The sequence below is a fragment of the Paenarthrobacter sp. NPDC091669 genome (assembly GCF_044756725.1).
Classification (GTDB): domain Bacteria; phylum Actinomycetota; class Actinomycetes; order Actinomycetales; family Micrococcaceae; genus Arthrobacter; species Arthrobacter bambusae_C.
Genome location: NZ_JBIVTK010000016.1, coordinates 42408 through 68164, shown reverse-complemented (window position 1 = coordinate 68164; position 25757 = coordinate 42408). Strand labels below are relative to the sequence as shown.

Genomic DNA, 25757 nt, shown 5'->3' with positions numbered 1-25757 from the left:
CTCGAGGGTGCTTAGGCAGTTCGTCCGACGTCGATGAACGACAAGCCGGTGGTGGGCAGGGGCTGGAAGCCGTTGAGCTTCTTCTCGTCCCAGGCGCTGGGGAGTTGGCGGTGGAAGACCGGGTACAGCGGAACTTCATCGGAGACCATGTCCACGATTTCGCCCACGATCTTCTTGGCCGCGTCACCGGATGCCTGGGAGCCCTTGTTCATGAGCTCCTGCAGTTTGGTACGTTCCGGGGTGGTCCAGAAGGCGCGCTTGTCCATCCAGGTTGCGCCCGAGTAGAACCAGCTCAGGAGCAGGTCTGCATCATTGCCGAAGACCGAGGGATCGCCCGGGGCAGCGACCACGGAGTAGTCACCCTTGCCAACACGGTCGCTGTACAAAGCGCCGGATTGAAGGCTCTTGACGGTGACCTTGACGCCCGGAATCTTGTTCCAGGATTCGAGGATCAGCGGTGCAACGTCCTTGACCCAGGCGGTGTCCGTGGTGAGGAGCTCGAACTCGAGGTTGGTGACGCCGGCCTGCTTCAACAGTTCCTCAGCCTTGGAGGTATCAAAGCCGTAGACGTTCTTGGCCTTGACGTAATCCGGGTGGCCTTCCTGGAAATAGGACGTGGCGGCCTTGGCGTTGCCGAACAGGGCCTTCTTGATGATGGATTCTTTGTCCATGCCGTAGTGCAGGGCCTGGCGGACCAGCTTGTTGTCGAACGGGGCCTTGGCGCAGTTGAACATGAGGAACAGCAAGCCGAAGGATTGGACGGATTCAACTTTGACCTTGGACTTCAGTCCGTCGACGTCAAGGTAAGGAACATCTTCGATCGCTTGGACACGGCCGGACTGGACCGCCGTGACACGGGCTGCGGCATCGGAGAGCAGCAGCCAGGTCATGCCCTTGGCCAGCGCAGGCTTGGGGCCGTTGTAGTCGGCGAACGCCTCGAAGACGATCTTGTCGTCCTTGACGGCGGAGATCAGCTTGTACGGTCCGGAGCCGACCGGCTTGGCATCGAAGGCCTTCAGGTCGGTGGCCAGTGCTTTGGGGACAATCTTGACCACAGAGATGCGTGGTCCAAAGCCAGGGAAGGCGTACTTAAGGGTGAACTCCACCGTCTTGGCGTCCAGCGGCTTGACGTCCTGGATGAAGGGAATGAACTGGGAGAACAAGGACTTGTTGGCTGGATCCATCACACGGGTGAAGGAGAAAGCGACGTCCTCGGTGGTGACGGGGGAGCCGTCGTGGAATTTCGCGCCCTCGCGAATGGTCACCTGGTAGGTGGTGTCGTTGACCTTCTTCGGATCCGTGGCGGCCAAAGCATTGTATGGCTGACGCGTGGCTGGGTGGAGCTCGATCAGACCTTCGAAGATGTGCAGGTTGGCGGCCATCGGGGTGGCTCCGGACGAGCTCAGGGGATCGAAGCCGGTGGACAGTGCGTAGGAGATGCCGGCCTCAATTGTGAGGTCCTTGTTCACGGCCGCCGTGTTGGTGCCGGTACCCGTGGTGGTGCTGGCAGCGCCGCCGCACGCAGAGAGGGTTGCCGTGAAGGCGGCTGCTGCACCAACTGCGCCGCTTAGCTTCAGGAAATTCCGGCGGCTGGCATCGTTGACCAGCGGCAGGCTGTGGATCGTCTTGCTCATAGGGTGCCTCACCATTCGCGTTTCGTGGGTTATCGGATGTAGGACGTCCGATGCTCGTATGGAAACTGTAAGGGCGGTCACAACGGAACGTCAAGTGAGAATGCGCGCTTGGGTTGCTGCCGCGCGCCTGGCGGCCTGCCGGCTGCGGCCGGTCCTGAGGGGAAATCTCAACGATTTCCCAGTACGTAGCTATGACGGAGGTGGGACATCCGATATTGTATGTTGCGAGTCACTCATTCTGGGGTGGGCACTAAGCTCGCCTCAATATTAACACCGCACCTGCTCTCGGAACCGGCCTTTGCCGGTCTGCGGGGCCGGTGCATCGGCAAGGAGAAAGCCATGACAACTTCCGGTGTAGTTCCGCAGGCGCGGTTCAGTGCACAGGCCCGGCTGCGTGCGTTGCAGTCGGACATTATGGAATTGATTCTTGAGCGCGAGCTCGAGGCAGGCGATCCGTTGCCGACCGAGAGTGAGCTTTCCGGTGCCCTGGGCGTGGGCCGCAACACGCTCCGCGAGTCACTCAAGGTGCTGCAGGCCTTGGGTGTCATCGAAATCCGTCACGGCTTCGGCATGTTCGTGGCGCCGAGTAACTTTGACGCACTGGCTGACGGCCTGACGTTCAGGGGCCGGCTCTCCCTGCGGCATCAGGGGCTGGAGGCCCTGCAGCTGGTGGATGTGCGCCAGGCGTTGGAGTCCGGCCTGATCGGCTCGTCCATGGATGTCATGACCAAGGATCAGCTCGCTTCCATAGAAGAAGCCGTGAAGCAGATGGAAGAGTTGGCTGCTGCCGGTGAGAACTTCGTGGCCGCAGACGCCGAATTCCACCGCCGACTCTTCGAACCCCTGAACAACGAGCTCCTGATCAACCTCATGGGTGTGTTCTGGAAGGTGTACCGGAAGATCCATGTGGAAATCGGTCCAGGAAACGAGGACCTGGCGAAGACTGCTGCGATGCACCGGGGCATTTATGGAGCCGTGGCGGCAGGGGACAAGGTCCTGGCGTCCGAGCTGCTCAACCGGCACTTCGATGGCATCCGCCGCCGCATCAGCGAGGCAGTCGGGGAGTAAGCGCTCCGCACTTAACTCAAGGGCCGCCGTCGTACTTTTGAAAAGTACGACGACGGCCCTTTCCGTTCGGCGTGAAGGTCACCGCACATGCAAGTCAGTGGGGCTGGCCCGGGAACAACAAAAGACCCGCACCGGCGAACCGGTGCGGGTCTTGATTTGTGCGCCCAAAGGGATTCGAACCCCTGACCTTCTGTTCCGTAGACAGACGCTCTATCCAGCTGAGCTATGGGCGCATTTCGTGTGATTCTCGGCGGTCTGTTTCTCTGACCCCCTCGAACCTCAATAAACTTTACAGAAGTTCATGTGAAGTTCCAAATCGAAAAGCTGTAATCTGCGCAACTAGACCGGTCTACGTGACCTTAGTCACTTAAATCTCTGTTCTGGCTAACACAACCCCTTATTTCTAGCGGTTTTTACTTTTGGGCTGTGTGGATGTCCGATGTCTGACAACGGATTGGTCTGGTCCGCGGCCCCTATCGTTTAGGACACACCACTGAACCCGAGGAAGGGAACCGCAATGGGCGATCTGGCGCGACTGCCGCTGCTTGAGAAGGCACCTACTACGCATGCACGCCTGCTGGCCTGGGTTGAGGAAGTTGCCGAGCTGACTCAGCCGGACCGCATCCACTGGGTTGATGGCAGCGAAGCAGAAAACAAGAAGCTCACCGACGAACTCGTTGAGGCCGGCACGCTGAAGCGGTTGAACCCGGAAACGTTCCCGAACTCTTTCGCGGCGTTCTCCGACCCCGCAGACGTTGCCCGTGTAGAAGAGCAGACCTTCATCTGCTCCGAGAACGAGCGCGACGCAGGCTTCACCAACAACTGGATGGCCCCGGCCGAAATGAAGCAGAAGCTGCGCGGACTGTTCGCCGGCTCCATGCGCGGCCGCACCATGTACGTCATTCCGTTCGTCATGGGCCACCTTGACGCCGAGGACCCCAAGTTTGGCGTCGAGATCACCGACTCCGCCTACGTTGTTGCCTCCATGCGCATCATGGCCCGCATCGGCACGGACGTCCTGGACCGCATCACGCAGACCGACGCTTTCTTCGTCCCCGCCCTCCACTCTCTGGGCGCACCGCTGGAAGCCGGCCAGGCTGACGTTGCCTGGCCGTGCAACACGGACAAGTGGATTGTGCACTTCCCCGAAGAGCGCTCCATCTGGTCCTTCGGCTCCGGCTACGGCGGCAACGCCCTCTTGGGCAAGAAGTGCTACGCGCTGCGCATCGCCTCGGTGATGGCCCGCGATGAAGGCTGGCTGGCCGAGCACATGCTCATCCTCAAGCTGACCTCGCCGGAGCAGAAGACCTACTACGTCTCCGCTGCTTTCCCGTCCGCCTGCGGCAAGACCAACCTCGCGTTGCTCGACCCCACCATCAAGGGCTGGAAGGTTGAGACCCTCGGCGACGACATCACGTGGATGCGCTTCGGCAAGGAAGGCGAACTCCGCGCCGTCAACCCCGAGGCCGGCCTCTTCGGCGTAGCTCCGGGCACCGGTTGGGGCACCAACCCTAATGCCATGCGCGCCATCGCCAAGGGCAACAGCATCTTCACCAACGTGGCACTGACCGACGACGGCGGCGTCTGGTGGGAAGGCATGACGGAGGAAACTCCGGCGCACCTGACCGACTGGCGCGGTGAGTCCTGGACTCCGGACTCCGACGCCCCGGCAGCGCACCCGAACTCCCGTTTCTGCACGCCGATCGACCAGATCGACATGCTGGCCGAGGAATACTTCAGCCCGGAAGGCGTGGAGCTCTCCGCGATCCTGTTCGGCGGCCGACGCAAGACCACCATCCCGCTGGTCACCGAGGCCCGCGACTGGTCCAACGGCATCTTCATGGGTTCCACGCTGTCCTCCGAAACCACGGCTGCTGCCGCCGGTGCCGTTGGCGTCGTCCGCCGCGACCCCATGGCCATGCTGCCGTTCATCGGCTACGACGCAGGCGATTACCTGAACCACTGGGTGAACCTGTCCGCAAAGGCCAACCCGGAGCGACTGCCCAAGATCTTCCTGGTCAACTGGTTCCGTCGCACGGCTGAAGGTGGCTTCGCCTGGCCTGGCTTCGGTGATAACGCCCGTGTGCTCAAATGGGCCATCGAGCGTCTCGAGGGCAAGGCCGACGCTGTGGAGACTCCGATCGGCTTCGTACCGACCGGTGAATCCATCGACCTCGAGGGCCTGGACATGACCCCGGCAGAGGTTGAGTCGGCTGTTCGTGTGGATCCCGAGGAATGGGCAACTGAGTTGGCCTCCATTGAGGAATGGTTCGCGAACTTCGGTGAGTCGCTCCCGGCGGCGCTCCAGTCCGAGCTGGACGGTCTCAAGACCCGTCTGGGCTAGACCTCTTAGGAACAACGGCGTTCTTAAGTGAACGACGACGGCCCGTCACCTTTCGTTTGAAAGGTGGCGGGCCGCCGTCGTTCCTGCTGCAGTTGTCCCCGGTGGTGTGCCTGCCCTAGTTGGCGAGCCACACGTCCGGGCCGAAAACTTCGTAGTGGATCCGGGTGGAGGGGATCCCTGCGTCAATGGCTTCGTCGCGGATCTTCTTCATGAAGGGAAGGGGTCCACAGAGGTACAACGACGCGTCGGCGGGGACGTCCACTTCCCGCAGAGACATGAAACCCTGGCTGGTTCCGGGATGGGGAGACTCGAGCCAAAGCTGCAGGTCCGCATTGATCCGCGCCGCGTCCGCGGTCATCTGGCCGCTGAGTGCCCAGTTCCCGATTGACTTCTCGGCGTGCAGGACCAAGACCTGCCGGTCAGTTCCGGTCTTGGCGAGCGAACGCAGAATGGACGCCGTCGGTGTGCAGCCAATACCTGCCGAAGCGAGAATGACCGGGCCGACGCCCTCTTTGAGCGTGATCTCGCCGTAAGGGTTCGAGATCTCCAGAACGTCACCAGGTTCGACGCCGGCGTGCAAGGCGGTGGACACCTCGCCACCGTCATTGAGTTTGGTGGTGAAAGTCCGGCTGGTGCCCGTGTCACCGGACAGTGAATACTGGCGCACCTGGCGGAGACCGTCACTGAGGAGGACTTTGACGCTGATGTATTGGCCCGGCATCGCGGGGGTGACCGGGGTGCGGTCCGCAGGTTCCAAAGTGAACGTCATGGCGTCCGTACCTGCAGGCTCCTTGGCGGTGACGCGCCAGGGCATCCACATTTTGCTGTTTGCTTGGGAAGCGTAGAGATCCTTCTCAAGCTTGATCAAGGCATCGGCCATGAGCCAATAAACCTCAGTCCAGGCCTCTGCGATGTCCGGCGTGATGACCTCGGCAAGGTCTGCGGCGATTGCTGCGAACAGGTGTTCGTAGACCACACCGTATTGGTCCTCGGTGATTCCGAGGGAGGCGTGCTTGTGGGCGATCCGGGAAAGGACCTTCTCCGGAAGGGTTCCTGGGTTGTTGACCAGATGGGTTGCGAAGGCCGCGATGCTCCCGGCGAGTGCCCGCTGTTGATCACCTGAGCGCTGGTTGGAACGGCTGAAGAGGCCATCGAGCAACTCTGGATGTGCCGCGAAAAGTCGCTGGTAGAAGTCAGCAGTGATGGCGCCGATCCGTGAACCCACCAAGGGGAGGGTTGCTTCGATGATGGGGCGGGACTTTTCCGAGAGCATGGTTCTCCTGGGTGTAGGGGCCAGCCTGGGCCGACCGAAATATATAAGCATTTAGAATGCGTATATTTATACCTCAATTTCTACACTTCGTAGAAGACTTGCGCAAACTGGGAGTCAGGTGCCGGAAGCGTGATTCCAGGTGGCCGGTTACGGCTGGGTGGCCGGTACCCTGAACTCCGGCCGCAGCCCGATGGACTGGAACACCGGGTTCATCTGGCGGGCGTGGGGGAGGGAAGCGATCACCACGGTATCCAGTTCGGCGTAAAACGCTTCCCTGGCCCGATTCATCGCGTGGCGCAGGCCGCACTCAGTGATGAGCGGGCAATTCTTGGTGGGAGATTGGCACTCCGCTGGATCCTGTCGGCTGTCCAGATGCCTGAGGACTTCCCCTACCGTGGCTCGCCGCCCTGATTCGTTGAGCCGGGAACCGCCCAGCCGTCCCCGTTCAACGTCGATATATCCCAGGGCACGCAGGCGGACCATCGCCTTGCTGACGTGGTTATACGGCGTACCCACGGCGTCCGCCACCGCCTGGGTGGTCATCAGCAAACCTTCGGGGGCCGCGGCCAACACCATGATGGCGCGGAGGCTGACATCTGCGAACGCGTTGATTTTCATGGCATCAGCTCACGGGTAGGGTCCAGCAAACGGGCAGGGTCTAGTCCACCCAGATGGATGGCTCGTGTGTATCGGGTTCCATGGCGCTGAAGGTAAAGCCCTCAGCCGTGGGAGCGTACGGAATGATCGCTGCCAGGACTTCGCCGTTCCGGTGTTCGGCTGCGCCATGGATACCGTCGGACCCATGGTCCGGCAGGCTGACGTCGCTCACCACTGCTACGGCCCGGTAATCGTCCCTGCCCTGGCGCAGCAGGTCATGGACGTCTGTCAGCATTTGGCCGGCGTCGACGTCGCCGTTTTCATCCGGCTCACCGGGAGCAATCATCACTATCCGCAGCTCGCCGTCGTTGGACAGCGTGATGCCGAAAGGGAAGAAACCACCGTTCTGCTGGATGTGCTCCTGAGCAGTTCCCAAAGCGGTGCCCAGGGTTTCACGGAGTTCGCGGTCGTGGTCCGTTTCTTCCGGGGCGTCTGAGGTAGCGGGGTGATCGTTCATGCCTGAACCTAGGCCCGGACCAGTGCGAGGACGCGGTCGCGGATCTTTTCCATGGTGGGCTGGTCCTTCGCTTCTGCATTCAGACGGAGGAAGGGTTCGGTGTTGGATGGGCGCAGGTTGAACCACCAGCTGCCGTCCTTGGCCGTGAAGGTGCTGCCGTCCATGTGGTCGATGTCGATATCTTCGGTCTCAAAGTCGACGCGGACGCGTTCAACGGCGCCAGCTTTATCCTCGATTTCGGAGTTGATCTCGCCTGAAGAGACGTAGGGCTCGTACTGGCGGCCGAGTTCGGACAACGGGCCTTCCTGCTCGCCCAGGGCAGCCAGGACGTGCATGGCGGCGAGCATGCCGGTATCGGCGTTCCAGAAGTCCCGGAAGTAGAAGTGAGCGGAGTGCTCCCCGCCGAACACGGCACCTTCTTCGGCCATGACGGCTTTGATGAAGGAGTGTCCAACACGGGTCCGTACCGCACGGCCGCCATCCTTGGCGACGAGCTCCGGGACGGCCTTTGAGGTGAGGAGGTTGTGGATGATCACGGGGGTTTGTTCCCCTGCAGCCTGGGCACGGGCGATTTCGCGGCGGGCCACCATGCCGGTGATCGCAGACGGCGAGACAGGCTCGCCCTTCTCGTCGATCACGAAGCAGCGGTCGGCGTCGCCGTCGAACGCCAGGCCGATGTCCGCGCCGTGCTTGACGACGGCGGCCTGCAGATCCCGCAGGTTTTCCGGTTCCAGGGGGTTGGCCGGGTGGTTGGGGAACGAGCCGTCCAGTTCAAAGTAGAGCGGGACAATGTCGAACGGCAGTGCCGGGAGCAGTTTGTCGCCGAGCACTGCCGGGGTGGTCAGCCCGGCCATGCCATTGCCGGCGTCGACCACGATTTTCAGCGGACGGGAGCCGGAAAGGTCCACCAGTTGGCGCAGGTATTCCGAATAGTCCTTCAGAACGTCCCGCACGCCGATCTCGCCGCGGGTACCCGCGGCCGGGATGGTCCCGGAGTTCAGGTACTGCTCGGCCAGGGCCTGGATTTCCTTCAGGCCGGACTCCGAGGAGATGGGCTGGGCGCCGGCTTTGGCCATTTTGATGCCGTTGTATTCGGCCGGGTTGTGGCTGGCCGTGAACGTGGCACCGGCGGCGTTCAACGCACCGCAGGCGTAGTAGAGCTCATCGGTGGAGATCAGGTCCAGCAGAAGGACGTTCGCTCCGCGCGTTGCTGCACCGTTGGCGAAGGCCTGGCTGAACTCCGGCGAGGACGGACGCATATCCCCTCCGACCAGGACGGTCTCGCCTTCGAGGCCCAGGACGTCGATGAAGGCAGCACCTACGGCCTCGACGATTTCAGCCGTGATGGACTCACCAACGATCCCACGGACGTCATACGCCTTAAAGGATGCCGAGAGGTCGAATGTCTTGTTCTGCTCGCTAGTCACGCGCTCAATCCTACTGTGGCAACGCAAACGGGCAGGAATGCGTGAGCCTGGCTTGTGGATAATCGTTGTCCACATAGCAGGCCCTGCAGGTTATGGCTGTCAGGGTCGGCTGGAATACTGGGGTGATGGCCAACAACTCCCAGAACGCTGCCGTTTCCGTGCAATCACCTACCCAGCAACAGGCCTTGGCCTGTCTGCGGGAGCTGGTGGGGCACCCGGAAGCCCAGTTCCACGACGGCCAGTACGAGGCCATCGAAGCGTTGGTTGATGCCGGCCGCCGGGCCTTGGTGGTTCAGCGTACCGGTTGGGGAAAATCGGCAGTCTATTTCGTTGCCTCGCTGCTGCTGCGCAGGCGGGGCGCAGGCCCCACTCTGATCGTTTCGCCGCTGCTGGCGCTCATGCGTGACCAGGTTGCCGCGGCCGCACGGGCAGGAGTGCGGGCTGTGGCCATCAACTCCGCCAATGCCCTGGAATGGGACACTGTACTTGCCCAACTGGCCGCTGACGAGGTGGATGTCCTCCTGGTCTCTCCCGAGCGGCTGACCAACCCCTCTTTCCGGGAGAACCAGTTACCGGAACTCATCCGCCGTACCGGCCTTTTGGTCATTGACGAGGCCCACTGCATTTCGGACTGGGGACATGACTTCCGTCCGGATTACCGCCGGATTGCGGACCTCATTGCACAACTGCCGGCGTCCGTTCCTGTCCTGGCCACCACAGCCACCGCCAATTCCAGGGTGGTCCATGACATCGAGGAGCAACTCGGTGATGGAGTGCTGACCATACGTGGCGCGCTGGGCCGTGAATCGCTGCGCCTGGGCGTCCTGACACTGCCCGATTCCCGGGACCGCTTGGGCTGGTTACTGACACATCTGGCAGATATGCCTGGCAGCGGCATCATCTACACGCTCACTGTTTCGGCGGCTGAGGATACCGCCAGACTCCTGGCCGAAGCCGGACACAATGTCCTCTCTTATACGGGACGCACTGACCCTGCCGACAGGGAGCGCGCGGAGCAACTCCTTAAGGACAACCAGGTAAAGGCCCTCGTGGCCACGTCCGCCTTGGGAATGGGTTTCGACAAGCCGGACCTGGGCTTTGTCATCCACCTCGGCGCGCCGTCGTCGCCAGTGGCTTACTACCAACAGGTCGGCCGTGCCGGACGTGGAGCGGCCAACGCAGATGTCCTGTTGCTTCCCGGCTCCGAGGACCGTGAAATCTGGCAGTACTTTGCCACGGCCTCCATGCCGTCAGCCGAGAAAGCGAACGCTGTCCTCACTGTCCTGGGCGAGGCCGGTTCTGCGCTGTCCACGGTGGCACTGGAAGCCAGGGTGGACCTTCGCCGAACACCGCTGGAACTCCTCCTCAAAGTCTTGGCGGTCGATGGAGCCGTGGAACGGGTTGGTGGGGGCTGGCGATCCACCGGGATCCCGTGGAACTACGACGCCGAGCGCTACGTACGGATCGCCGAGGCGCGGGTGGACGAGCAGGATTCCATGGTGATCTACCAAGACACCGCAGGGTGCCGCATGGAATACATCACCTCGGTGCTGGACGACGAAACGGCTGCCGCGTGCGGACGCTGTGACAACTGCGCCGGCCGATGGTTCCCCGTGGACGTGGCAGCCTCCGCCGCCGACGCCGCAGGACAGACTCTGCGCCGGGCCGGAACAGCCGTGGAACCACGCCTTCAATGGCCCAGTGGAATGGACCGGCTCGGAGTGGCGGTCAAGGGAAAGATCAAGCCCGACGAGAGCGTGTCCGAGGGCCGGATTCTTGCCAGGCTCACCGACCTTGGCTGGGGTGGGTCGCTCCGCGAACTGTTCGCCGCCGGGGCGCCGGACCGGGCAGTAGACCCCGCCATGCTGCAGGCCTGTGTCCAGGTCCTGCGCGAATGGTCAGGTGCTGAGGGCGGGACCCCGTGGAGCGGTGCCGGCCGTCCGGCAGCCGTGGTCAGCATCCCTTCAAGGAGCAAACCGCAGTTGGTCGAGTCCTTGGCTCAAGGAATAGCAGGCATAGGGCGGATGCCGTACCTCGGACAACTGCAACCCCAGCACGGCGGGCCCACCGGCGCACGTGGAGGAAACAGTGCGTACCGGTTGGCCGGGGTGTGGGACAGGCTGGTGGTCGGTCCCGACCTCGCCCAGGCTTTGGCAAGTCTCGGCGGCCAACCCGTGCTGTTGGTCGATGACCTCATTGACAGCCGCTGGACCATGACGGTCTCGGCCAGGGCATTGCGCCAGGCAGGCGTGAGCGCGGTGCTGCCGCTCGCGCTGGCCCAAGCCGGGTAGTGCCGCCCAAGTCGGGTAGTGCACCGGCATCTCTCCGGTAGAACTACGTCATGTTGTGATCGCTCCCACGCCGCATCTATAGGATCGACAGGATCGACCAAACAGCCTGCTGCCCGTCGCAGGCACACGCCAGAACCCGGACCGGAGCCATGAGCGCAAACCCGAGCAACCCCGACGTCGATGCCGCCGACCAGACGACGTGGCGGCCGCGCCTGGCGTTGCTGGTGGCTGCGACGTTTTTCATGGAGTTCCTGGACGGGACCATCCTCACCACGGCCATTCCCAGCATCGCCTCCGATTTCCGGGTAGCACCGGCCGACATCAACATCACCATGACGGCCTACCTGGTAACGGTCGCCATGGGCATTCCGTTGAGCAGTTGGCTGGCAGAGCGGTTCGGCGCCCGCAGGATTTTCTGTCTCGCAATATCGGTGTTCACCCTTGCATCCCTGCTCTGCGCGATCAGCACGGACCTGACCATGCTCACGCTCAGCCGGGTGGCTCAGGGCGTGGGCGGGGCCATGATGGTTCCCGTGGGTACTTTGGTGGTGCTGCGGGGCACTCCCAAGTCCGAACTTCTCCGGGCCACCGCCTACCTCGTGTGGCCGGGCCTCCTTGCTCCCGTGTTGGCGCCGATGGTGGGTGGCGCACTCACCACCTTCCTGTCATGGCACTGGATCTTCATCATCAACATTCCGCTGGGGCTGGCTGCCTTCATCGCGGCCCTCAGGCTGGTGCCGCGGACACAGTTTGACGGGAAGCGCCGGCTGGACTGGTTCGGCCTGTTGCTGACCACGCTGGGTGTAGGCGCGTTGGTGGTGGGGTTGGAGACCTTAGGTGGGCACGCGTCAAATGTTCTGGCCGCAGGAGTTGTCTTTGCCGGGGTCCTGTCCCTCGCCGGCGCGGTTTGGTGGATGAGCAAAGCGAAAGTCCCCCTGTTCAACCTCAGCGTCTTCGGTACCCGGACCTTCAGGGCAACATCCACCGGTGGGTTCATTTACCGGCTGACCATCAGTTCGGTCCCGTTCCTGCTGCCCCTGATGTTCCAGGATGGGTTTGGCTGGGATCCACTGAAGGCCGGTGTCATGGTGGCAGCGGTGTTCGTTGGCAACATTGGAATCAAACCCGCCACTACGCCCTCGATCAGGCGTTTCGGGTTCAAGCCGGTGCTCGTTTTTGCCTCGTTCGCGTCCGCCGTGACCTTTGCCATGTGCGCTTTCCTTGACGCCCAAACACCCGAACCGCTCATTTTCGCCCTGCTGCTGTTCAGCGGCGCCTTCCGTTCCATCGGTTTTTCCGCCTACGCCTCGGTGCAGTACGCGGACATCGCCCCGGGGCAGCTGCCCTCTGCCAACGCCATATCGGCAACGCTGGTTCAGTTGGCGGCAGCGGCCGGGATCGCCGTGGGTGCTTTGTTCCTGCGCCTGTTCGAGGCTACTGAGGTGTTCGGTCCGGACCAGGTGGCGGCTTACAAGGGGGCCTTCGTGGCCATGGCGGTTCTGATGCTGATCAGCACAGTGGACAGCCTTACCCTCCACCGTCATGCGGGGGCTGAAGTAAGCGGCGGTTCAAAGCGCGGTTAAAACGCAAAAGGTCCCGGTTCGAAAACCGGGACCTGTTCGCGGAGACGGGGGGATTTGAACCCCCGGTGGAGTTGTGCCCCACACTTCATTAGCAGTGAAGCCCATTCGGCCGCTCTGGCACGTCTCCCTTTGCTATTGCTAGCCCACCAAGGATACGCAGAACGTGCCGTCGAGCGCAAAACGCGGCCATTCTCCTGCCCATTTCGCTGGTTCGCTGCGGGACAGGCCGTGCGAACGGCCCGGTGGGCAGCGAACCATCGAATCGGACCTCACGTGGCTGCTAGTTACTTCCGGCCAGCGCACGCCACAGGAAGTGGTTGCTCCGCGCCTGCAGCGATGCCGCCTGCCTGTTGTCCGAGGCGCCGGCGTGGCCACCTTCGAGGGCCTCGTGGAACCACACATTCGGGATGCCCATGGCCTGCATGCGTGCTGCCATCTTGCGGGCTTGGACGGGTCCCACCCGGTCATCGGAGGTGGCAGTCCAGATGAACGTCTCGGGGTATTCCACGCCGTCATGAAGCAGGTGGTACGGGGAGAAGGTGCGGATGAACTCCCACTGCGCGGGGACATCAGGGTCCCCGTACTCGGCAATCCATGAATACCCGGCCGAGAGCTTGGTGTATCGGCGCATGTCCAAGAGCGGCACGCCGCAGGACACGGCACCGAACAGTTCGGGGTACTGGGTGAGCATGTTTCCCACCAGAAGCCCGCCGTTGGAGCCGCCGACGCAGCCCAGACGTGAGCGGCTGGTCACTCCGCGGGAGATCAGGTCCCGGGCCACCGCGGCGAAGTCCTCGTAGGCGCGGTGACGGTTTTCCTGGAGGGCAGCCCGGTGCCATGAGGGCCCGTATTCGCCACCACCCCGGATGTTGGCCACAACATACACGCCGCCGCGCGAGTGTGTGCCGGCGCCATCCTCAGAGGCAACGCCCGCTGTTCGCCGTTCAAGCCATGCCCGGCCGATGGATCCGCTGTAGGCCGGGGTCCGGGAGATCTCGAACCCGCCGTAGCCGGAGAGTTGCGTGGGGTTCTGGCCATCGAGGACCAGATCCTTGGACGCCACCTGGAAGTACGGAACCTTCGTTCCATCGGCAGAGACAGCAAAGTGCTGCTGGACCTCGTACCCGGCTTCGTTGAAGAACGACGGCGACCGCTTCACTTCGGCATGCCGGCTCACCACGCCGCCGGACTCCACACAGCCGGAGTCCACTCCGCCGGACTCCACGCCGCCGCGCGTGAGCGCTCCCCGGGTCAGGGTGGTGGGGGTGGTGAAGCCGGTAGCCACCAGCCAGAAATCATTGCCGGCTGCGCCCAGGTCTTCGTCGTCTACAGCGTAGGCGTTGACATCATGCAGCGGCGGGCAGGCATCCAGGATGGAGGACGCCCAAGCACCTGCGGAGTCAACTGTGGAAGGGTCCAGCACCCGGATCTCGGAGGAGACGTCTCGCAGGAGGTTCAGCAGCAGGTAGTCCTTGGTCCAGCTCCAGGACTGCAACGACGTGTGCACATCCGGGGTGAAGAGGACCAGCAGTGAACGGGATCCCGCAAGATAGGAGTCAAAGTCGGCCGCCAGCAGAGATCCTGCAGGATGCACAATACCCTCAACATCCCAGTCTTTCTGCGGACGGAACAGCAGCCAGTCGCGGTGGGCGCTGATGTTGACGTCGGTGGGAACGTCGATTGCCACCCACGAGTCCTCGCGCAGCAGCCAGGTGCTCCGGTTGTAGAAATCGATGTAGTCCACGGCGAAGGTCCGCTCGTAGCCCGGGGTCGAGTCATGGGCCACCATGGCCAGCATGTGGTCCTCGGGAATCTCAAAGAGACGCTCGGCTTGGGCCAGTGTCTGTCCGCGTCGCAGCTTCACGCCGGTCCGCGCATAGGAAGACGTCGTCGCAGGCAGTCCCTCCGCCGTGCTGGACACCAGCAGCGTGTCGGCATCGAGCCAGCTGACATTTCCCTTGGCAGTAGGGAGGTCAAAGCCGCCCTCCACGAAGGTGCGGGATTCGACGTCGAACTCCCGGTGGCGGTCCGCGTCGCCTCCGTCGGGGGAGAGCGAGACCATGGCCAGGCGGTACTCATCGCCATCGGCCGGCCGGAGGAAACCGGCGCCGTGGAAGACCCACTCCACACCTTCGGCGGCGGCAAGGGCATCGATGTCCAGCAGGACGTCCCACTCGGGCTCGTCGGTGAGGTAGCTTTCCCAGGTGGTGCGGCGCCAGAGGCCTTTGGGGTGTTCCTGGTCCTTCCAGAAGTTGTAGTAGTGGTCGCCCCGCTTGGAGACCATGGCGATGCGGTCTGTTGAGTCGAGGACCTCCAGGATGCCGGCCTCAACAGCTGCATATTCGGCGTCCTCGAGCAGTTCCTCAGTGCGGGCGTTCTGTTCCCGGACCCACGCCAGCTGTTCCTCGCCGTGGATGTCCTCGAGCCAGACGTTTTCATCCGTGGGTTCAGCCGCCACGTCCGCAGCATGGCGGGGCCCGGAGGTGGTAGCGGTGTCATTCTCGGGAAGTGGCGTCTGATCAGCTTCTGTGGTGGTCATCGCCCCATCCAAGCAACAGTGTTCGACCCTAAGCAAGTCACAGGAAGTTAGGCTTGAGCGTGGCTAAATCGCAAACCATCCGTGTTGCCCTGATCGGGGCCGGCCCTCGGGGCACCAGCGTCCTTGAGCGGTTGCTTGCGAATTGGGCTGCCGGGAGCCCTTCGGGGACCACCCTGCACCTTGACGTGGTGGATCCGTTCCCGGCCGGATCGGGACATGTGTGGCAGCCCGAGCAGTCGCGCTTGTACCTGATGAACACCCAGTCTTTCTATCCGACACTCATCCCCGAAGACCCCATGCTGGCCCCGCCGTTGGCAGGTGGTTCTTTCGACCAGTGGCGTGAGGCCCGACGTTGTGATGGCGCGGGACTGAACGATGCCGAGAAGGCCGAGTTGGCCACCCTCGAGTCAAACAACTTCCCCAGCCGCGCGCTGTATGGCAGGTATCTGCGCCAAACCCTGGCGGGATTGCTGGAACGGCTTCCCGACGGCGTCGAGGTCACCTTCCACGAGACCACCGCGGTGGCGGCGCGCCCTTTGGTGGAGGGCACGGCGAACCGCGCAGGGGACGGGTTCGACGTCGAACTCGCCAACGGCGTCACCCTCACCGTCTGCTCCGTGGTCCTCGCCTTGGGACACATTGAGTCCCGGCTGAATCCGGAACAGCGCTCGTTCAAGCGCGCCGCTGCCGAACAGGGCCTGCTGTATTTTCCGCCCGCACCGCCGGCCGACGTGGACTGGCAAGCCGTGCCGGATAACGAGCCCGTGCTGGTCCGGGGTATGGGATTGAACTTCTTTGACGTCATGGGCCAGCTGACAGAGGGGCGCGGGGGCAAGTTTGTTGATGCCGGTGCGCCGGGAGCAGGGGTATTGGAGTACAGGGCATCGGGGCGCGAGCCAAAAATCATCGCCGCCTCCCGCCGTGGCACGCCGTACAGGGCCAAGGCCGGCCTGGATGGCTACTATCCGAGCAGCATCACCATGCGGTACCTGACCGAAGACGCCGTGGACCGGTTCCGTGCAGCGGGAATCCAACCTGGTTTTGACCATGATCTTTGGCCGTTGCTGCACCGCGACGCTTTGTGGGCCTACTACTCAACGCTGGCCCGCTCCCAGCCCACGGCCATCAAGGACCCTGCGCAGTTCCTCGTTGATCTTGAGGACGCGCTCCAACCACACGCCCACACCACTACGCACTGGGAAAGCAGCGTGGGCGACCTCGTGGAAAAGCACGTTGTGTCCTCCCGCCGGTTGAACCTCCGCGGACTTGCTGCTCCGCTGGCAGGACGCACCTTTTCCTCCCGAGGTGAGCTGGATGCGGCCATCACGGCGTATCTGGACGATGATGCACGACGCTCGGCGCTCGGTGAAGCAGACCCCGTCAAGATGGCCATTGGTGCGCTCCACACCGGCCGGGCCATCCTCAAATCGGTCGTGGCAGATGGCGGCATCACGGACGAATCGTGGCTCTCAGGGTTGCGCGGCTGGTTCGAGTCCTTCGTCGAAGGGCTGGCCAGCGGAGCCCCTGCACTGCGATCGGAGCAGCTGGCCGCTTTGGCGCGTGCCGGCGTCGTGAGTTTCGTGGGACCCGACCCCAAATTCAGCGTGGACCGGGCAGCCAAGGTGTTCCGGGCGGTTTCGCCTTGGGTTCACGATGCGCCGGCCGAAGCACCTACCTTGATCGAGGCGATGTCGCCGGCCAACAGGGTGGGCATGAACGTCTCCCCGCTGTTGGAGCAGCTGATGGCTGATGGCCTGGTGCGGACCAAGATCATGATGGGCGGCGAGGGCGCTCCTGTGCAGACCACAGGATTGGACGTTGAACCGCATCCTTACAGGCCCCTGGCCGCGAATGGATCCATCACCAGGAACCTCTACGTTTTGGGTCTGCAGCTCTCCGCGGTGCAATGGGGCACGGCCATCGCTGCGGAAGCCCGGCCCCGGACCGGACCGGCCTACGCCAGCGGACAGCGGACCCTCCGGGATGCCGACGAAATTGCCCGCAGCATTCTGGCCCGCTGAGCCACGCACGCTACGGATCGACTTAGCCTTCATCACGCAGTCTTGGTGTTCAGCGCAAAGTCTTAGCATTGAGCACAAAAGGCAGGGTCCTCACGGAAGGTAAGTTCGTGAGGGCCCTGCCTTTTGGCGTTCAGGGGGTTGCTAGCCCCGCAGGCACCTCTGGTACTCCAACCAGGCGAACGCATACCGCAGCCAGCCCACGATGTCGTACCACTTGGACGGCTTGGCAGGTGCGGTGCACTGTGGCGGGTTCGGGCCGCTCTCAGCCACCTTCACCAGTGCTTTCACCACGGTTCCGCTTTCGACGGCGGTGAGCACCAACGTGCCAGTGCCCGCCGCTGCCGAGGCGGGAACCTTGAGGTCCACCGTGGCTGCACCTGCTGTTACCGGAACAGCTCCGAGCGTCACGGCCGCACCCTTGCTGTCAACGAAGACGGCGTTGAGGGTGGCGTTGGCGGGGCTGCCAATCGATGTCAGGTTCAGCTTGGAGACAGCCAATGCGATGGGTTCGCCGGCCTTGACCTCGGCTGCGGTGGAGTTCGCCACAGCGACGGAACGACGGGCAAAGTCCGGAGACACCGGCTTGTGCTCCTGCAGGTACTTGATCCAGGCGTCCCGGTCCACCAGTCCGGTGTCCTTGGTGTTGCTGCCTTCCTTGAACACGCGGAAGTTATCTCCACCGGTGGCAAGGAAGCTGAACGTGCCGATCCTGTACTGTTTCGCGGGATCGATGACGGCACCGTTCACCCAGATGCCGGTGATGCGGTCCCCTGCCGGACGGGCGGCGTCGTAGGTGTAGTTGACGTTCTTGGACAGGCCAAGCTGCTGGTAAGGGCGGCTGGGCACGGTGCCGTCAGCGTTGGTCTGCCACTGCTGCTCCAGGAGCGTCTTGAACTGGGCACCTGTCAGGGACGTGGTCCACAGGTTGTTCACGAACGGCAGGACCGCGTTGGCCTCGGCGTAGGTGATGGTGCCATCCGGGGCGTAGTAGAGCTCGTTACGCAGGCCGCCGGGGTTCACGACGCCGATCTCCGCCGCACCCAGTTCGGGTGCCTTGAGCGTATCCACCAGGGAGTCCGCCACCAGGTTGCCCAGCGTGGATTCGTTTGCGCGGTCGTCCCGCTTGGGGGCGCCGCCGGCTGGATCCGGGGTGAAGGCGGTGGTGATATCGGCCGTGACTGTGCCAACGGGCTGGTTGCCGATTTCAGCAGCTTGGGCCAGCGCCTTGTCCACGATGGTCTTCACTGCAGCCACCCTCGGGTACGCAGCAACCAGGCTTTCGGCGGTCTCGGTGGTCCGGTCCACGATTGCGGCCTTGTAGGCCGTCACCGACTTGCTGGCAGTGTCCACAGTGAGCGTCACGCTGCCCACGTTCTCGCCGTAGTTGCCGGTCTGAACGATGGGACGGGTCTTGCCGGTCGGCTGGCCGTTGGCGTCCAGTACCGGTGCGTCCCAGGCGTATTCCTTGTGGGTATGTCCGGTGAAGATGGCCGCAACGTCGGGAGTGGTTTCGTTGACCAGCTTGGCGAACGGTCCTCCGGCGGCAACTTCCTGCTCCAGCGTGGCACCCTCAGGAGTGCCGGACGCGGCGCCGTCGTGGTTTTCCACGATGATGAGGTCGGCCAGATCGTCGGCCTTGATCTTCGCGGCAACCCGGTTGATGGCCTCCACGGGATCCCCAAATTCGAGGTCCGAGATTCCGGCGGGCGTCACCAGGGAAGGAACTTCCTGGGTGACAGTGCCGATGACGGCTACCCGCATGCCGTTCATGTCCAGCACCTTGTACTCCGGCAATACCGGCGTGGTGGTGCCCTTCTGGTAGACGTTCGCACCGAGGTACGCGAACTTCGCGTTGGTACCTCCGGCGACGACGCGGTCGCGCAGGTCCTGCCAGCCGCCGTCGAACTCGTGGTTGCCCACAGCGGAAGCCTGCAGCTCCAGGGCGTTCAGGACGTCGATGGTGGGCTGGTCCTTCGCCACTGAAGAAGCGAAGAGTGAGGCGCCGATGTTGTCGCCGGCTGAGATGAAGGCCGTAGCGCCGGGAGCAGCTGCCGCGCGGAGCTTCTCCACCGTTCCGGCGAAGAGCACGGTGTTGGTGTCGATGCGGCCGTGGAAGTCGTTGATCCCCAGGAACTGCAGGTCAACGCTTGCGGGTGCTTCCGTGGTCAGGTTCAGGCCCACCACCACAGGATCGTGGTCGCTGGCCCGGAACTCGTCCGCGGCATAGTAGTTGGTCACATTGTTGTTATACCTGCTGTACTCCAGCGCGACGGACTCCACGGAGTTGATGTTCCAGATGTCGGTTCCAGTGACGGTCTTGGCGGCAGCAGGTGATGCAAGGATGTGGTCCAGGGAACCCACCATGCCGCCGAACAGGTACGAGTGCTTGCCGGTGCCGGCCTCGAGGTCGGAATAGCCGGCGCCGGTGAGGACATTGATGGGGTCTTCCTTGGCGTAGGCGTTGAAGTCGCCGGTCAGGAAGACCTTGTCCGTGCCCTTGGAGGCCTGAAGATCCTTCGAGAAAGCGAGCAGCGATTCAGCCTGCTTGGTGCGGGCAATGTTCGAGGCACCCTGGCCCTTGTCGGTATCGTCCGGAGTAGCGGCCGAGCCCTTGGACTTGAAGTGGTTTACGATCGCGATGAACTTCTTGTCATCGGCTCCGCCAACCGGTTTGAAGACCTGGGCCAGCGGCTTGCGTGCACTGGCGAATGCCACTGTGTCGTTGTGGATGATGGACTCACCCACGGGCTCAGCCACGGCCTTTTTGTAGATGAACGCGGTGCGGATCATGTCTTCATCGCTCAGCGGGGGAGCGTTGGCGGGCGTCCGCACGTAGTCCCACACGCCAGGTGTTTTGACGTTGAGGGCCTCCACCAGCTTGGACAACGCGTAGTCGCGCGCCTTGCCGAACTGTGCGGAGTTTTCGATTTCCTCAAGGGATACGACGTCGGCGCCGGACTTGGTGATGGCCGCTACGATCTTGGCCTGCTGGCGTTCGAAGTTCTCCGCATTGGCAGCACCGCGGGCGTTGCAGCCTTCCTTGACCGTGATGGGGTTGCCCTCGCGGTCGGTATAGAAGACGCAGCCGGCCAGCTGGTCACCGGTGGTGGGGAAGTAGTTCAGCACATTGAAGGAAGCGAGCTTGAGGCTGCCTCCCACATCGGCGGGACCTTCGGGCCGGGTGCCGGTGAAGCTGGCCGGTTGGACTGAGCCGGCGTTTGCCGCGTTTAGTGCGGTGAGCGGCTGGAACTTCCAGGAGTTGTTGCCGTAGCCCAGGATGACGTCGGTCCGGAACTGTGCGGGCGAACCCACACGGACAGGATCCGAGGTTGTCAGGTACGGCAGTTGCTGGGCCTTGGTGGTGGCGTCCTTGAGGAAGTTGGTGGACGCACCGTCGTCGAGCTTGATGCCGCGCAGCGCGTTGTCCGCCACCACGGCGGCGTACTCCGGTGAGCCGTAAGCTGCCACCGCGGTGGGCTGGACCAACGGCGAAGTACCGGCCGCGAGGCCGATTTCGCCGTATTGGTTCAGGGAGTAGTTATCCGTGACAGTGAAGTCGCCCTGGGGAGCCACGAGCATGCCCTCCAGGCTTTCCCTCGCCGCCTCATTCGCCGGCAACGCAAACGGCGTGGACTTGACCTCGGGGGCCGCCTCAGCGAGCTTCTTCAAGCCTGCAGCCTCAACAGTGAGCTGGGTCTGGTTGGCGAATTCGCTGACGACGCCTGTGAGTTCCAGGTAGTCGCCCTGCTGGATGGTACCGGTGGTCGTGGGTGAGTAGACGAACAAAGCGTCCGACGCCGTCCTGGCCGCCCCGGCAGTATCGCCGCCGGTTCCGGGGGTCTGGACGTAGTAGCCGTTGAACCCGCCGGTTGCGTAGAGGGCGGTGACCTTGCCTCGCGTGGTCACGGTGCTGCCGGCCAGGGGGCTCGCCGTACCCGTTCCCTGGATCTCGGCAATGGCCTTGACGCCGGGCTCCGGCTCCGGAGCCGTGGGAGGGGTTCCACCGCCGTTGGAGGCCGTGGGCGTGATGGTGGCGTTCAGGCTGAAGTCTGTGGCGTTGGAGTCGGTGTCTGCCCCGTTGGTGCGGTTCAGGCTCTTGACGTCGGAGTTGCCGGTGGGCGCAGTGGCCGCAGCGGTTTCGAACGTATTGGAGGTGCCATAGCCCAGGAGGTCGGCAATGGCAGCGTTGCCCGTCACTGATCCAGCCGGCAGCGGGGACACAGCGGTGGCCTGCTTGGCAAGGACCAGTGTTCCCGTGGTTCCGCTGGGGTTCAGGGTTCCAGTGGCTTGGAGATCGGCCGGGGGAAGCGCCGGCGCGGTGGAGGTTCCGCTGTTGGTGGCTCCCTGGACCAGGAAGTAGCCCTTTGCGGGGATACTGCCGGTCAGGGGAGTAATCCCCGTGGGTGCGGCGGTGGCTGTTCCTGAACGGTACTGCAGCGACCAGCCCGCCAGGCTGACCGGGGAATCCGAGGAGTTGTAGAGCTCAACGAACTTGTTCTTGAACGCGGCGCCGGCACTGCCACCGCTGAGATACGCCTCGTTGATGACTACCGGCGATGAGCCGGCAGGGGCGGACGGATCATCCGCCGCCATGGCCGGAGCGGCCGTCAGCGGGGCGGCAAGCAACCCCGCTGACAAGACCGTTCCTGCCAGTACTTTCCACTGTTGTTGGTGCATCCGCTCTAACTTTCATTAGGGGACCCTGTGGGGCCCTTTGGACGACGCCCACAATCTTGTGAAGTGGGCGTTGTTCCGGAAGTTACTCCGGGGTAAACCTATTGCTCCGGCAAAGCAGAACACGATGGAATGAATGGGAGGTGGACCGAGGATGGCCGCAGGGTTCCCCGGGCACTCCTGCGTTACTTGGCAGCGCCCTTCAGGGTTCCTGTGGTGGCGGCTCCTGCTGCGCCACCGATCAGGCAGACGATCTCGCGGTCTCCGTTTTTCCAGGAATCACTGGTGGGGTGCAGGAAGGTGACGTCCAGCTCGGATTCCTCGAACGGCAAGCCAACGAACGGCGCGAACTGGGCGCCGCAGTACTCTTCAGCTTTGGTGCCCACCTCAGTGTCACCGGGAAACGTTGACGCGTCCATGTTGGTCAGTGCGTAGGCTTCGAGGTCGTGGCTCTGATCGCACGGAATGATGGTGACATCCATAACTTCCTGGCTGTCCGGATTGGCGATGCAGTCGCCCAACTTCACCTTGAACGCATCGGCCTTGGACGATTCCGTAGGCTTTCCTGATTCATCCCGCTTGGCATCGCCGCTGCTGATCAACGAACAGCCAGCCAGTGCGATCGAAGCCATGCCCAGCACGGCAGCGGTCCTCAATCGTCGTGAAAAGTGGTGCATGTGGGTCCTCATTCCCCGCGGGATCGCAGGCAACAGGCCTGCGATCGACAATGAGGGACCAGACAAGGACCCACGCCGGCTGATCCCCCAACGCCGGCAATGAGCGGATCTGGCCGGCCCCCTTGGGTAGAGGGCGGCCGGGCAGACCCGATGTGATGAAACCCTAGGCCGTTTGGCCCAGGTCCTGGATAACCTTGAAGACAGCTCCCGTGGGGTCCTGCACCGTCGCCAAACGACCAAACGGAGTGTCCTCTGCAGGTTGGGTAATGGTAGCGCCCAGGGCCGTGGCTTGCTCCACGGTGGCGTCCGTGTCCTCCACAGCGAAGTAGACGCTCCACATGGAGGGGACCTGGTCCGGAAGGAAACCGGAGGCATCCATGATGCCCGCCTTGGCATCGTCTCCGGCGCCAAGGGTGGTGTACCGGAACTCCGGAGTGTCGCTCATGACGTCGGTGTCCCAGCCGAAGACCTTTTGGTAGAAGGTGACCGCTGCCTCGTAATCCTTGGAGAGGAGTTCATGCCACGCGGGAGCACCGGCCTCAGCCGCCAGCTCGTAGCCCGTCATTCCACCGAACTCCCAAGCGCCGATGGACGCGCCCGAGGCATCGCCGTACATGGCCATGCTGCCCTGCTCGGGTACTTCCATGGGTTCCAGATACACCTGGCCTCCATGGGCGGCTGCTGCCTCGGTGGTTGCGTTGATGTCATCGGTGCGCAGGTAAGTGGACCAGACGTCTGGCATGGCACCCATGTCAGCCTGCTTGGCCATGATGCCCGCCACCATCCGGCCGTCCTTCAACGCCGTGATGTAGCCGCCGTACTTTTCCTCATCCCCGGTCTCATACGTCCAGCCGAAAAGAGCGTTGTAGAACGTCTTCGCCTTCTCAGTATCGGACGTCATCAGATCAATCCAGCAGGGTGCGCCGGGAGTGATGTCAGGCTTAGGCATGGGTCAGGCTCCTGTTGTTATTTCGCGGCGAAAGCTACGGCATATGTCAGTGGTGTGGAGACAGACAGAACACTATGCGGGGGGTCTGACACTTTCAATGATCTACCGGGTGTCAGTTCTCAGTTGCGCGCGCCTTGGGGCCCCTGCCGAGGCCCGTACAGAGGGGCGGCAGCCGTGCGGAACAGCAATCAAGCAAACAAAAATGCCCCGGGTCCTGGGACCCGGGGCATCTCTTTGGCGGAAGGTAAGGGATTTGAACCCTTGGTACGGGGTTACCGCACACTGGTTTTCAAGACCAGCTCCTTAGGCCGCTCGGACAACCTTCCTCGCCTAGTAGTGTTTCATAGGGAGTTGGCTGTTCCAAAACATCACGTCCTCCAACCCCTGCCCCGGGGGTTTGAGGACCAGCAAGAAACCGGGAGTTCGTCATGAAAGCCGTCTACATCTCAGAGCCAGGCGGGCCCGAAGTCCTCGAAATCCGCGAGGTCCCCGCACCGGTGCCAGGCGCCGGTGAGGTCCTGATCGACGTCGTGGCCGCCGGGCTGAACCGTGCGGATGTCCAGCAGCGGCGCGGCTTCTACCCGCCACCGCCTGGCGCGTCCGATATTCCCGGGCTTGAGGTCTCCGGCCGCATCGCAGCCTTTGGTCCCGGCGTCACCAAGGCGTTCTCCGTGGGGGACAAAGTCGTTGCGCTGCTCTCCGGCGGCGGCTACGCCCAGCAGGTTGCGGTGCCAGCGGAACAGGTTCTGCGGATTCCCGAAGGAGTGGACCTCATTACCGCCGCGGCCCTGCCTGAAGTTGCTGCCACCGTCTATTCCAACCTCATCATGACAGCGCAGCTGCAACCCGGGGAGACAGTGCTCATCCATGGCGCCACCGGCGGCATCGGCACCATGGCCATCCAGTTGGCCAAGGCCTACGGCGCAACGGTAGCGACTACTGCCGGAACCGACGAGAAGGTGGGAACTGCCAAGGCCTTCCTGGGGGCCGACATCGCCATCAACTACACCGAAGAGGACTTCGCGGAAAGCCTCAAGGCGCACAACGGGGGCAAAGGCGCGGACGTGATCCTCGACGTCGTGGGTGCCAAGTACCTCCAGCAGAACGTCGAGGCGCTCGCCGAGTACGGCCGCCTCATCGTCATCGGCCTGCAAGGCGGCACCACCGCCGAGATCAACCTGGGCCAACTCCTCAGCAAGCGGGCGGCCGTGATTGGTACGGCGCTTCGGCCGCGGTCCGTGGCGGAAAAAGGCATCATCATGTCCGCCGTCCGCGAGTCCGTGTGGCCGATGCTCACCGACGGCAGGATCAGGCCGCTCGTGGCCAAATCCTTCCCCCTGGATCACGTCCGGGAAGCCCACCGGTATTTCGACTCGGGCGAGCATGTGGGCAAGGTCCTGCTGCTCCTCTGATCCGTCCGTCCAACCGCAGCGAGGAACCATATGTCCATCCGGCACAGCCTGCTGGCCCTGCTCCAGGACCAGCCCCGGTACGGCTATGAGCTGCGCGTTGAATTCGAGGACCGGACCGGTGCGGCCTGGCCGCTGAACATCGGACAGGTTTACACCACCCTGGACCGCCTTGAGCGCGATGGCCTGGTCAGTAAAGACGGCGACGACGGCGGTGGCCACGTCGTCTACAGCATCACTGACGCCGGTGCTCAGGAAGTCGGGGCTTGGTTTGGCGGCGCCGTGGACCGCGGCGCCCCGCCGCGGAACGAGATCGCCATCAAACTGGCCCTTGCCGTGACGCTGCCCGGTGTGGATACCTCTGCGGTGATCCAATCCCAGCGTGAGGTGTCCGTCAGGGCGTTGCAGGAGCACACGATGGCGAGAAAGGCCGTGTCCGCCAACCAACGTTCTGTGGACACCGCCGGGCTTCTGGTGCTCGATTCCCTGATTTTCCAAGCGGAAGCCGAAGTGCGCTGGCTGGATCTCTGTGAAGCCCGCATGGTGCAGGCGCAGGCCAACGGGGGAGCCAACTAGTCTCCTCCGGTGCGTGGAGCCTGGTCATCCGCCGCAAGGCCGTGACCGTTCACCGCCGCTTTGTGCCACGTTGGCGCGTGCCCCCTTTACTTGTCTGTGACGGTTGTTACTGTGCTGGAAGGCACCCGGCGATGCGGTCCCCACCGCGAAGATCGCCACAAGAGCAGTACCCATCACT

At 63.2% G+C, this 25757-nt stretch carries 16 protein-coding genes and 3 tRNA genes; 7 read left to right on the top strand and 12 right to left on the bottom strand.

Annotated elements, in window-relative coordinates; translation table 11 throughout:
• Nucleotides 1–11 precede the first annotated feature (11 nt).
• The gene (locus tag ACIQLI_RS21165) at nucleotides 12–1634 is read right to left on the bottom strand and encodes an ABC transporter substrate-binding protein (RefSeq protein ID WP_400392115.1); all 1623 of its coding nucleotides are present in this window, start codon (nucleotides 1632–1634) and stop codon (nucleotides 12–14) included.
• A gap of 339 nt (nucleotides 1635–1973) precedes the next feature.
• Between ACIQLI_RS21165 and ACIQLI_RS21160 the strand changes: the two genes are divergently transcribed.
• Nucleotides 1974–2702 (top strand): FadR/GntR family transcriptional regulator, encoded by a 729-nt coding sequence (locus tag ACIQLI_RS21160; protein WP_354516761.1) that lies wholly within the window; start codon nucleotides 1974–1976, stop codon nucleotides 2700–2702.
• Between the two features lie 159 nt (nucleotides 2703–2861).
• On the opposite strand, the gene ACIQLI_RS21155 is transcribed toward ACIQLI_RS21160, so the two are convergent.
• Nucleotides 2862–2935 (bottom strand) — tRNA-Arg (locus ACIQLI_RS21155).
• Nucleotides 2936–3219: 284 nt separating this feature from the next.
• Here ACIQLI_RS21155 and ACIQLI_RS21150 point away from each other — a divergent pair.
• A complete protein-coding gene (locus ACIQLI_RS21150) occupies nucleotides 3220–5046 on the top strand; it encodes a phosphoenolpyruvate carboxykinase (GTP) (protein WP_017198121.1) in 1827 nt (608 codons plus the stop codon).
• A gap of 115 nt (nucleotides 5047–5161) precedes the next feature.
• Here the strand turns inward: ACIQLI_RS21150 and ACIQLI_RS21145 are convergent, their stop codons facing one another.
• From ACIQLI_RS21145 to ACIQLI_RS21130, 4 genes are all read right to left on the bottom strand, one after another.
• A complete protein-coding gene (locus ACIQLI_RS21145) occupies nucleotides 5162–6319 on the bottom strand; it encodes a globin domain-containing protein (RefSeq protein ID WP_400392110.1) in 1158 nt (385 codons plus the stop codon).
• Nucleotides 6320–6466: 147 nt separating this feature from the next.
• The gene (locus ACIQLI_RS21140) at nucleotides 6467–6937 is read right to left on the bottom strand and encodes an Rrf2 family transcriptional regulator (RefSeq protein ID WP_354232694.1); all 471 of its coding nucleotides are present in this window, start codon (nucleotides 6935–6937) and stop codon (nucleotides 6467–6469) included.
• A gap of 40 nt (nucleotides 6938–6977) precedes the next feature.
• Complete coding sequence (locus tag ACIQLI_RS21135) at nucleotides 6978–7433, bottom strand: hypothetical protein (RefSeq protein WP_354232693.1); 456 nt, start codon at nucleotides 7431–7433, stop codon at nucleotides 6978–6980.
• Between the two features lie 8 nt (nucleotides 7434–7441).
• A complete protein-coding gene (locus ACIQLI_RS21130) occupies nucleotides 7442–8860 on the bottom strand; it encodes a phosphomannomutase/phosphoglucomutase (protein ID WP_400392106.1) in 1419 nt (472 codons plus the stop codon).
• Nucleotides 8861–8985: 125 nt separating this feature from the next.
• Here ACIQLI_RS21130 and ACIQLI_RS21125 point away from each other — a divergent pair, with 125 nt between their 5' ends.
• Entirely contained in the window at nucleotides 8986–11151 is a 2166-nt protein-coding gene (locus ACIQLI_RS21125) for a RecQ family ATP-dependent DNA helicase (protein ID WP_400392104.1), read from the top strand.
• A 149-nt stretch (nucleotides 11152–11300) separates the two neighbouring features.
• Nucleotides 11301–12734: an MFS transporter gene (locus tag ACIQLI_RS21120; RefSeq protein ID WP_400392101.1), complete on the top strand. Its 1434-nt coding sequence runs from the start codon at nucleotides 11301–11303 to the stop codon at nucleotides 12732–12734.
• A 39-nt stretch (nucleotides 12735–12773) separates the two neighbouring features.
• Here ACIQLI_RS21120 and ACIQLI_RS21115 read toward each other — a convergent pair.
• A tRNA-Ser gene (locus ACIQLI_RS21115) sits at nucleotides 12774–12861 on the bottom strand.
• Between the two features lie 153 nt (nucleotides 12862–13014).
• Entirely contained in the window at nucleotides 13015–15273 is a 2259-nt protein-coding gene (locus tag ACIQLI_RS21110) for a prolyl oligopeptidase family protein (protein WP_400392099.1), read from the bottom strand.
• Nucleotides 15274–15332: 59 nt separating this feature from the next.
• On the opposite strand from ACIQLI_RS21110, the gene ACIQLI_RS21105 reads away from it, so the two are divergent.
• The gene (locus tag ACIQLI_RS21105; protein WP_400392097.1) at nucleotides 15333–17294 is read left to right on the top strand and encodes an FAD/NAD(P)-binding protein; all 1962 of its coding nucleotides are present in this window, start codon (nucleotides 15333–15335) and stop codon (nucleotides 17292–17294) included.
• 141 nt (nucleotides 17295–17435) lie between these two features.
• Here ACIQLI_RS21105 and ACIQLI_RS21100 read toward each other — a convergent pair whose 3' ends face one another.
• The 4 genes from ACIQLI_RS21100 to ACIQLI_RS21085 all read right to left on the bottom strand — a co-directional run bounded on the left by ACIQLI_RS21100 (nucleotide 17436) and on the right by ACIQLI_RS21085 (nucleotide 23920).
• Nucleotides 17436–21971 (bottom strand): ExeM/NucH family extracellular endonuclease, encoded by a 4536-nt coding sequence (locus ACIQLI_RS21100; protein WP_400392094.1) that lies wholly within the window; start codon nucleotides 21969–21971, stop codon nucleotides 17436–17438.
• 182 nt (nucleotides 21972–22153) lie between these two features.
• A complete protein-coding gene (locus ACIQLI_RS21095; RefSeq protein WP_354232686.1) occupies nucleotides 22154–22645 on the bottom strand; it encodes a septum formation family protein in 492 nt (163 codons plus the stop codon).
• A 163-nt stretch (nucleotides 22646–22808) separates the two neighbouring features.
• Nucleotides 22809–23594, bottom strand: coding sequence for a VOC family protein (locus ACIQLI_RS21090; protein ID WP_400392091.1), 786 nt, complete (start codon nucleotides 23592–23594; stop codon nucleotides 22809–22811).
• Between the two features lie 235 nt (nucleotides 23595–23829).
• Nucleotides 23830–23920, bottom strand: a tRNA-Ser gene (locus ACIQLI_RS21085).
• A gap of 102 nt (nucleotides 23921–24022) precedes the next feature.
• On the opposite strand from ACIQLI_RS21085, the gene ACIQLI_RS21080 reads away from it, so the two are divergent.
• Nucleotides 24023–25006 carry an NAD(P)H-quinone oxidoreductase gene (locus ACIQLI_RS21080; protein ID WP_400392088.1) on the top strand — a complete coding sequence of 328 codons (984 nt, stop codon included), beginning with the start codon at nucleotides 24023–24025 and terminating at the stop codon, nucleotides 25004–25006.
• A 30-nt stretch (nucleotides 25007–25036) separates the two neighbouring features.
• Nucleotides 25037–25579: a PadR family transcriptional regulator gene (locus tag ACIQLI_RS21075; protein ID WP_400392085.1), complete on the top strand. Its 543-nt coding sequence runs from the start codon at nucleotides 25037–25039 to the stop codon at nucleotides 25577–25579.
• Nucleotides 25580–25757 lie beyond the last annotated feature (178 nt).

Coding starts and splice junctions, on each gene's coding strand:
- ACIQLI_RS21165 (WP_400392115.1), bottom strand. CDS start 1,634: ATGAGCAAGACGATCCACAGCCTGCCGCTGGTCAACGATGCCAGCCGC.
- ACIQLI_RS21160 (WP_354516761.1), top strand. CDS start 1,974: ATGACAACTTCCGGTGTAGTTCCGCAGGCGCGGTTCAGTGCACAGGCC.
- ACIQLI_RS21150 (WP_017198121.1), top strand. CDS start 3,220: ATGGGCGATCTGGCGCGACTGCCGCTGCTTGAGAAGGCACCTACTACG.
- ACIQLI_RS21145 (WP_400392110.1), bottom strand. CDS start 6,319: ATGCTCTCGGAAAAGTCCCGCCCCATCATCGAAGCAACCCTCCCCTTG.
- ACIQLI_RS21140 (WP_354232694.1), bottom strand. CDS start 6,937: ATGAAAATCAACGCGTTCGCAGATGTCAGCCTCCGCGCCATCATGGTG.
- ACIQLI_RS21135 (WP_354232693.1), bottom strand. CDS start 7,433: ATGAACGATCACCCCGCTACCTCAGACGCCCCGGAAGAAACGGACCAC.
- ACIQLI_RS21125 (WP_400392104.1), top strand. CDS start 8,986: ATGGCCAACAACTCCCAGAACGCTGCCGTTTCCGTGCAATCACCTACC.
- ACIQLI_RS21120 (WP_400392101.1), top strand. CDS start 11,301: ATGAGCGCAAACCCGAGCAACCCCGACGTCGATGCCGCCGACCAGACG.
- ACIQLI_RS21110 (WP_400392099.1), bottom strand. CDS start 15,273: ATGACCACCACAGAAGCTGATCAGACGCCACTTCCCGAGAATGACACC.
- ACIQLI_RS21100 (WP_400392094.1), bottom strand. CDS start 21,971: ATGCACCAACAACAGTGGAAAGTACTGGCAGGAACGGTCTTGTCAGCG.
- ACIQLI_RS21095 (WP_354232686.1), bottom strand. CDS start 22,645: ATGCACCACTTTTCACGACGATTGAGGACCGCTGCCGTGCTGGGCATG.
- ACIQLI_RS21090 (WP_400392091.1), bottom strand. CDS start 23,594: ATGCCTAAGCCTGACATCACTCCCGGCGCACCCTGCTGGATTGATCTG.
- ACIQLI_RS21080 (WP_400392088.1), top strand. CDS start 24,023: ATGAAAGCCGTCTACATCTCAGAGCCAGGCGGGCCCGAAGTCCTCGAA.
- ACIQLI_RS21075 (WP_400392085.1), top strand. CDS start 25,037: ATGTCCATCCGGCACAGCCTGCTGGCCCTGCTCCAGGACCAGCCCCGG.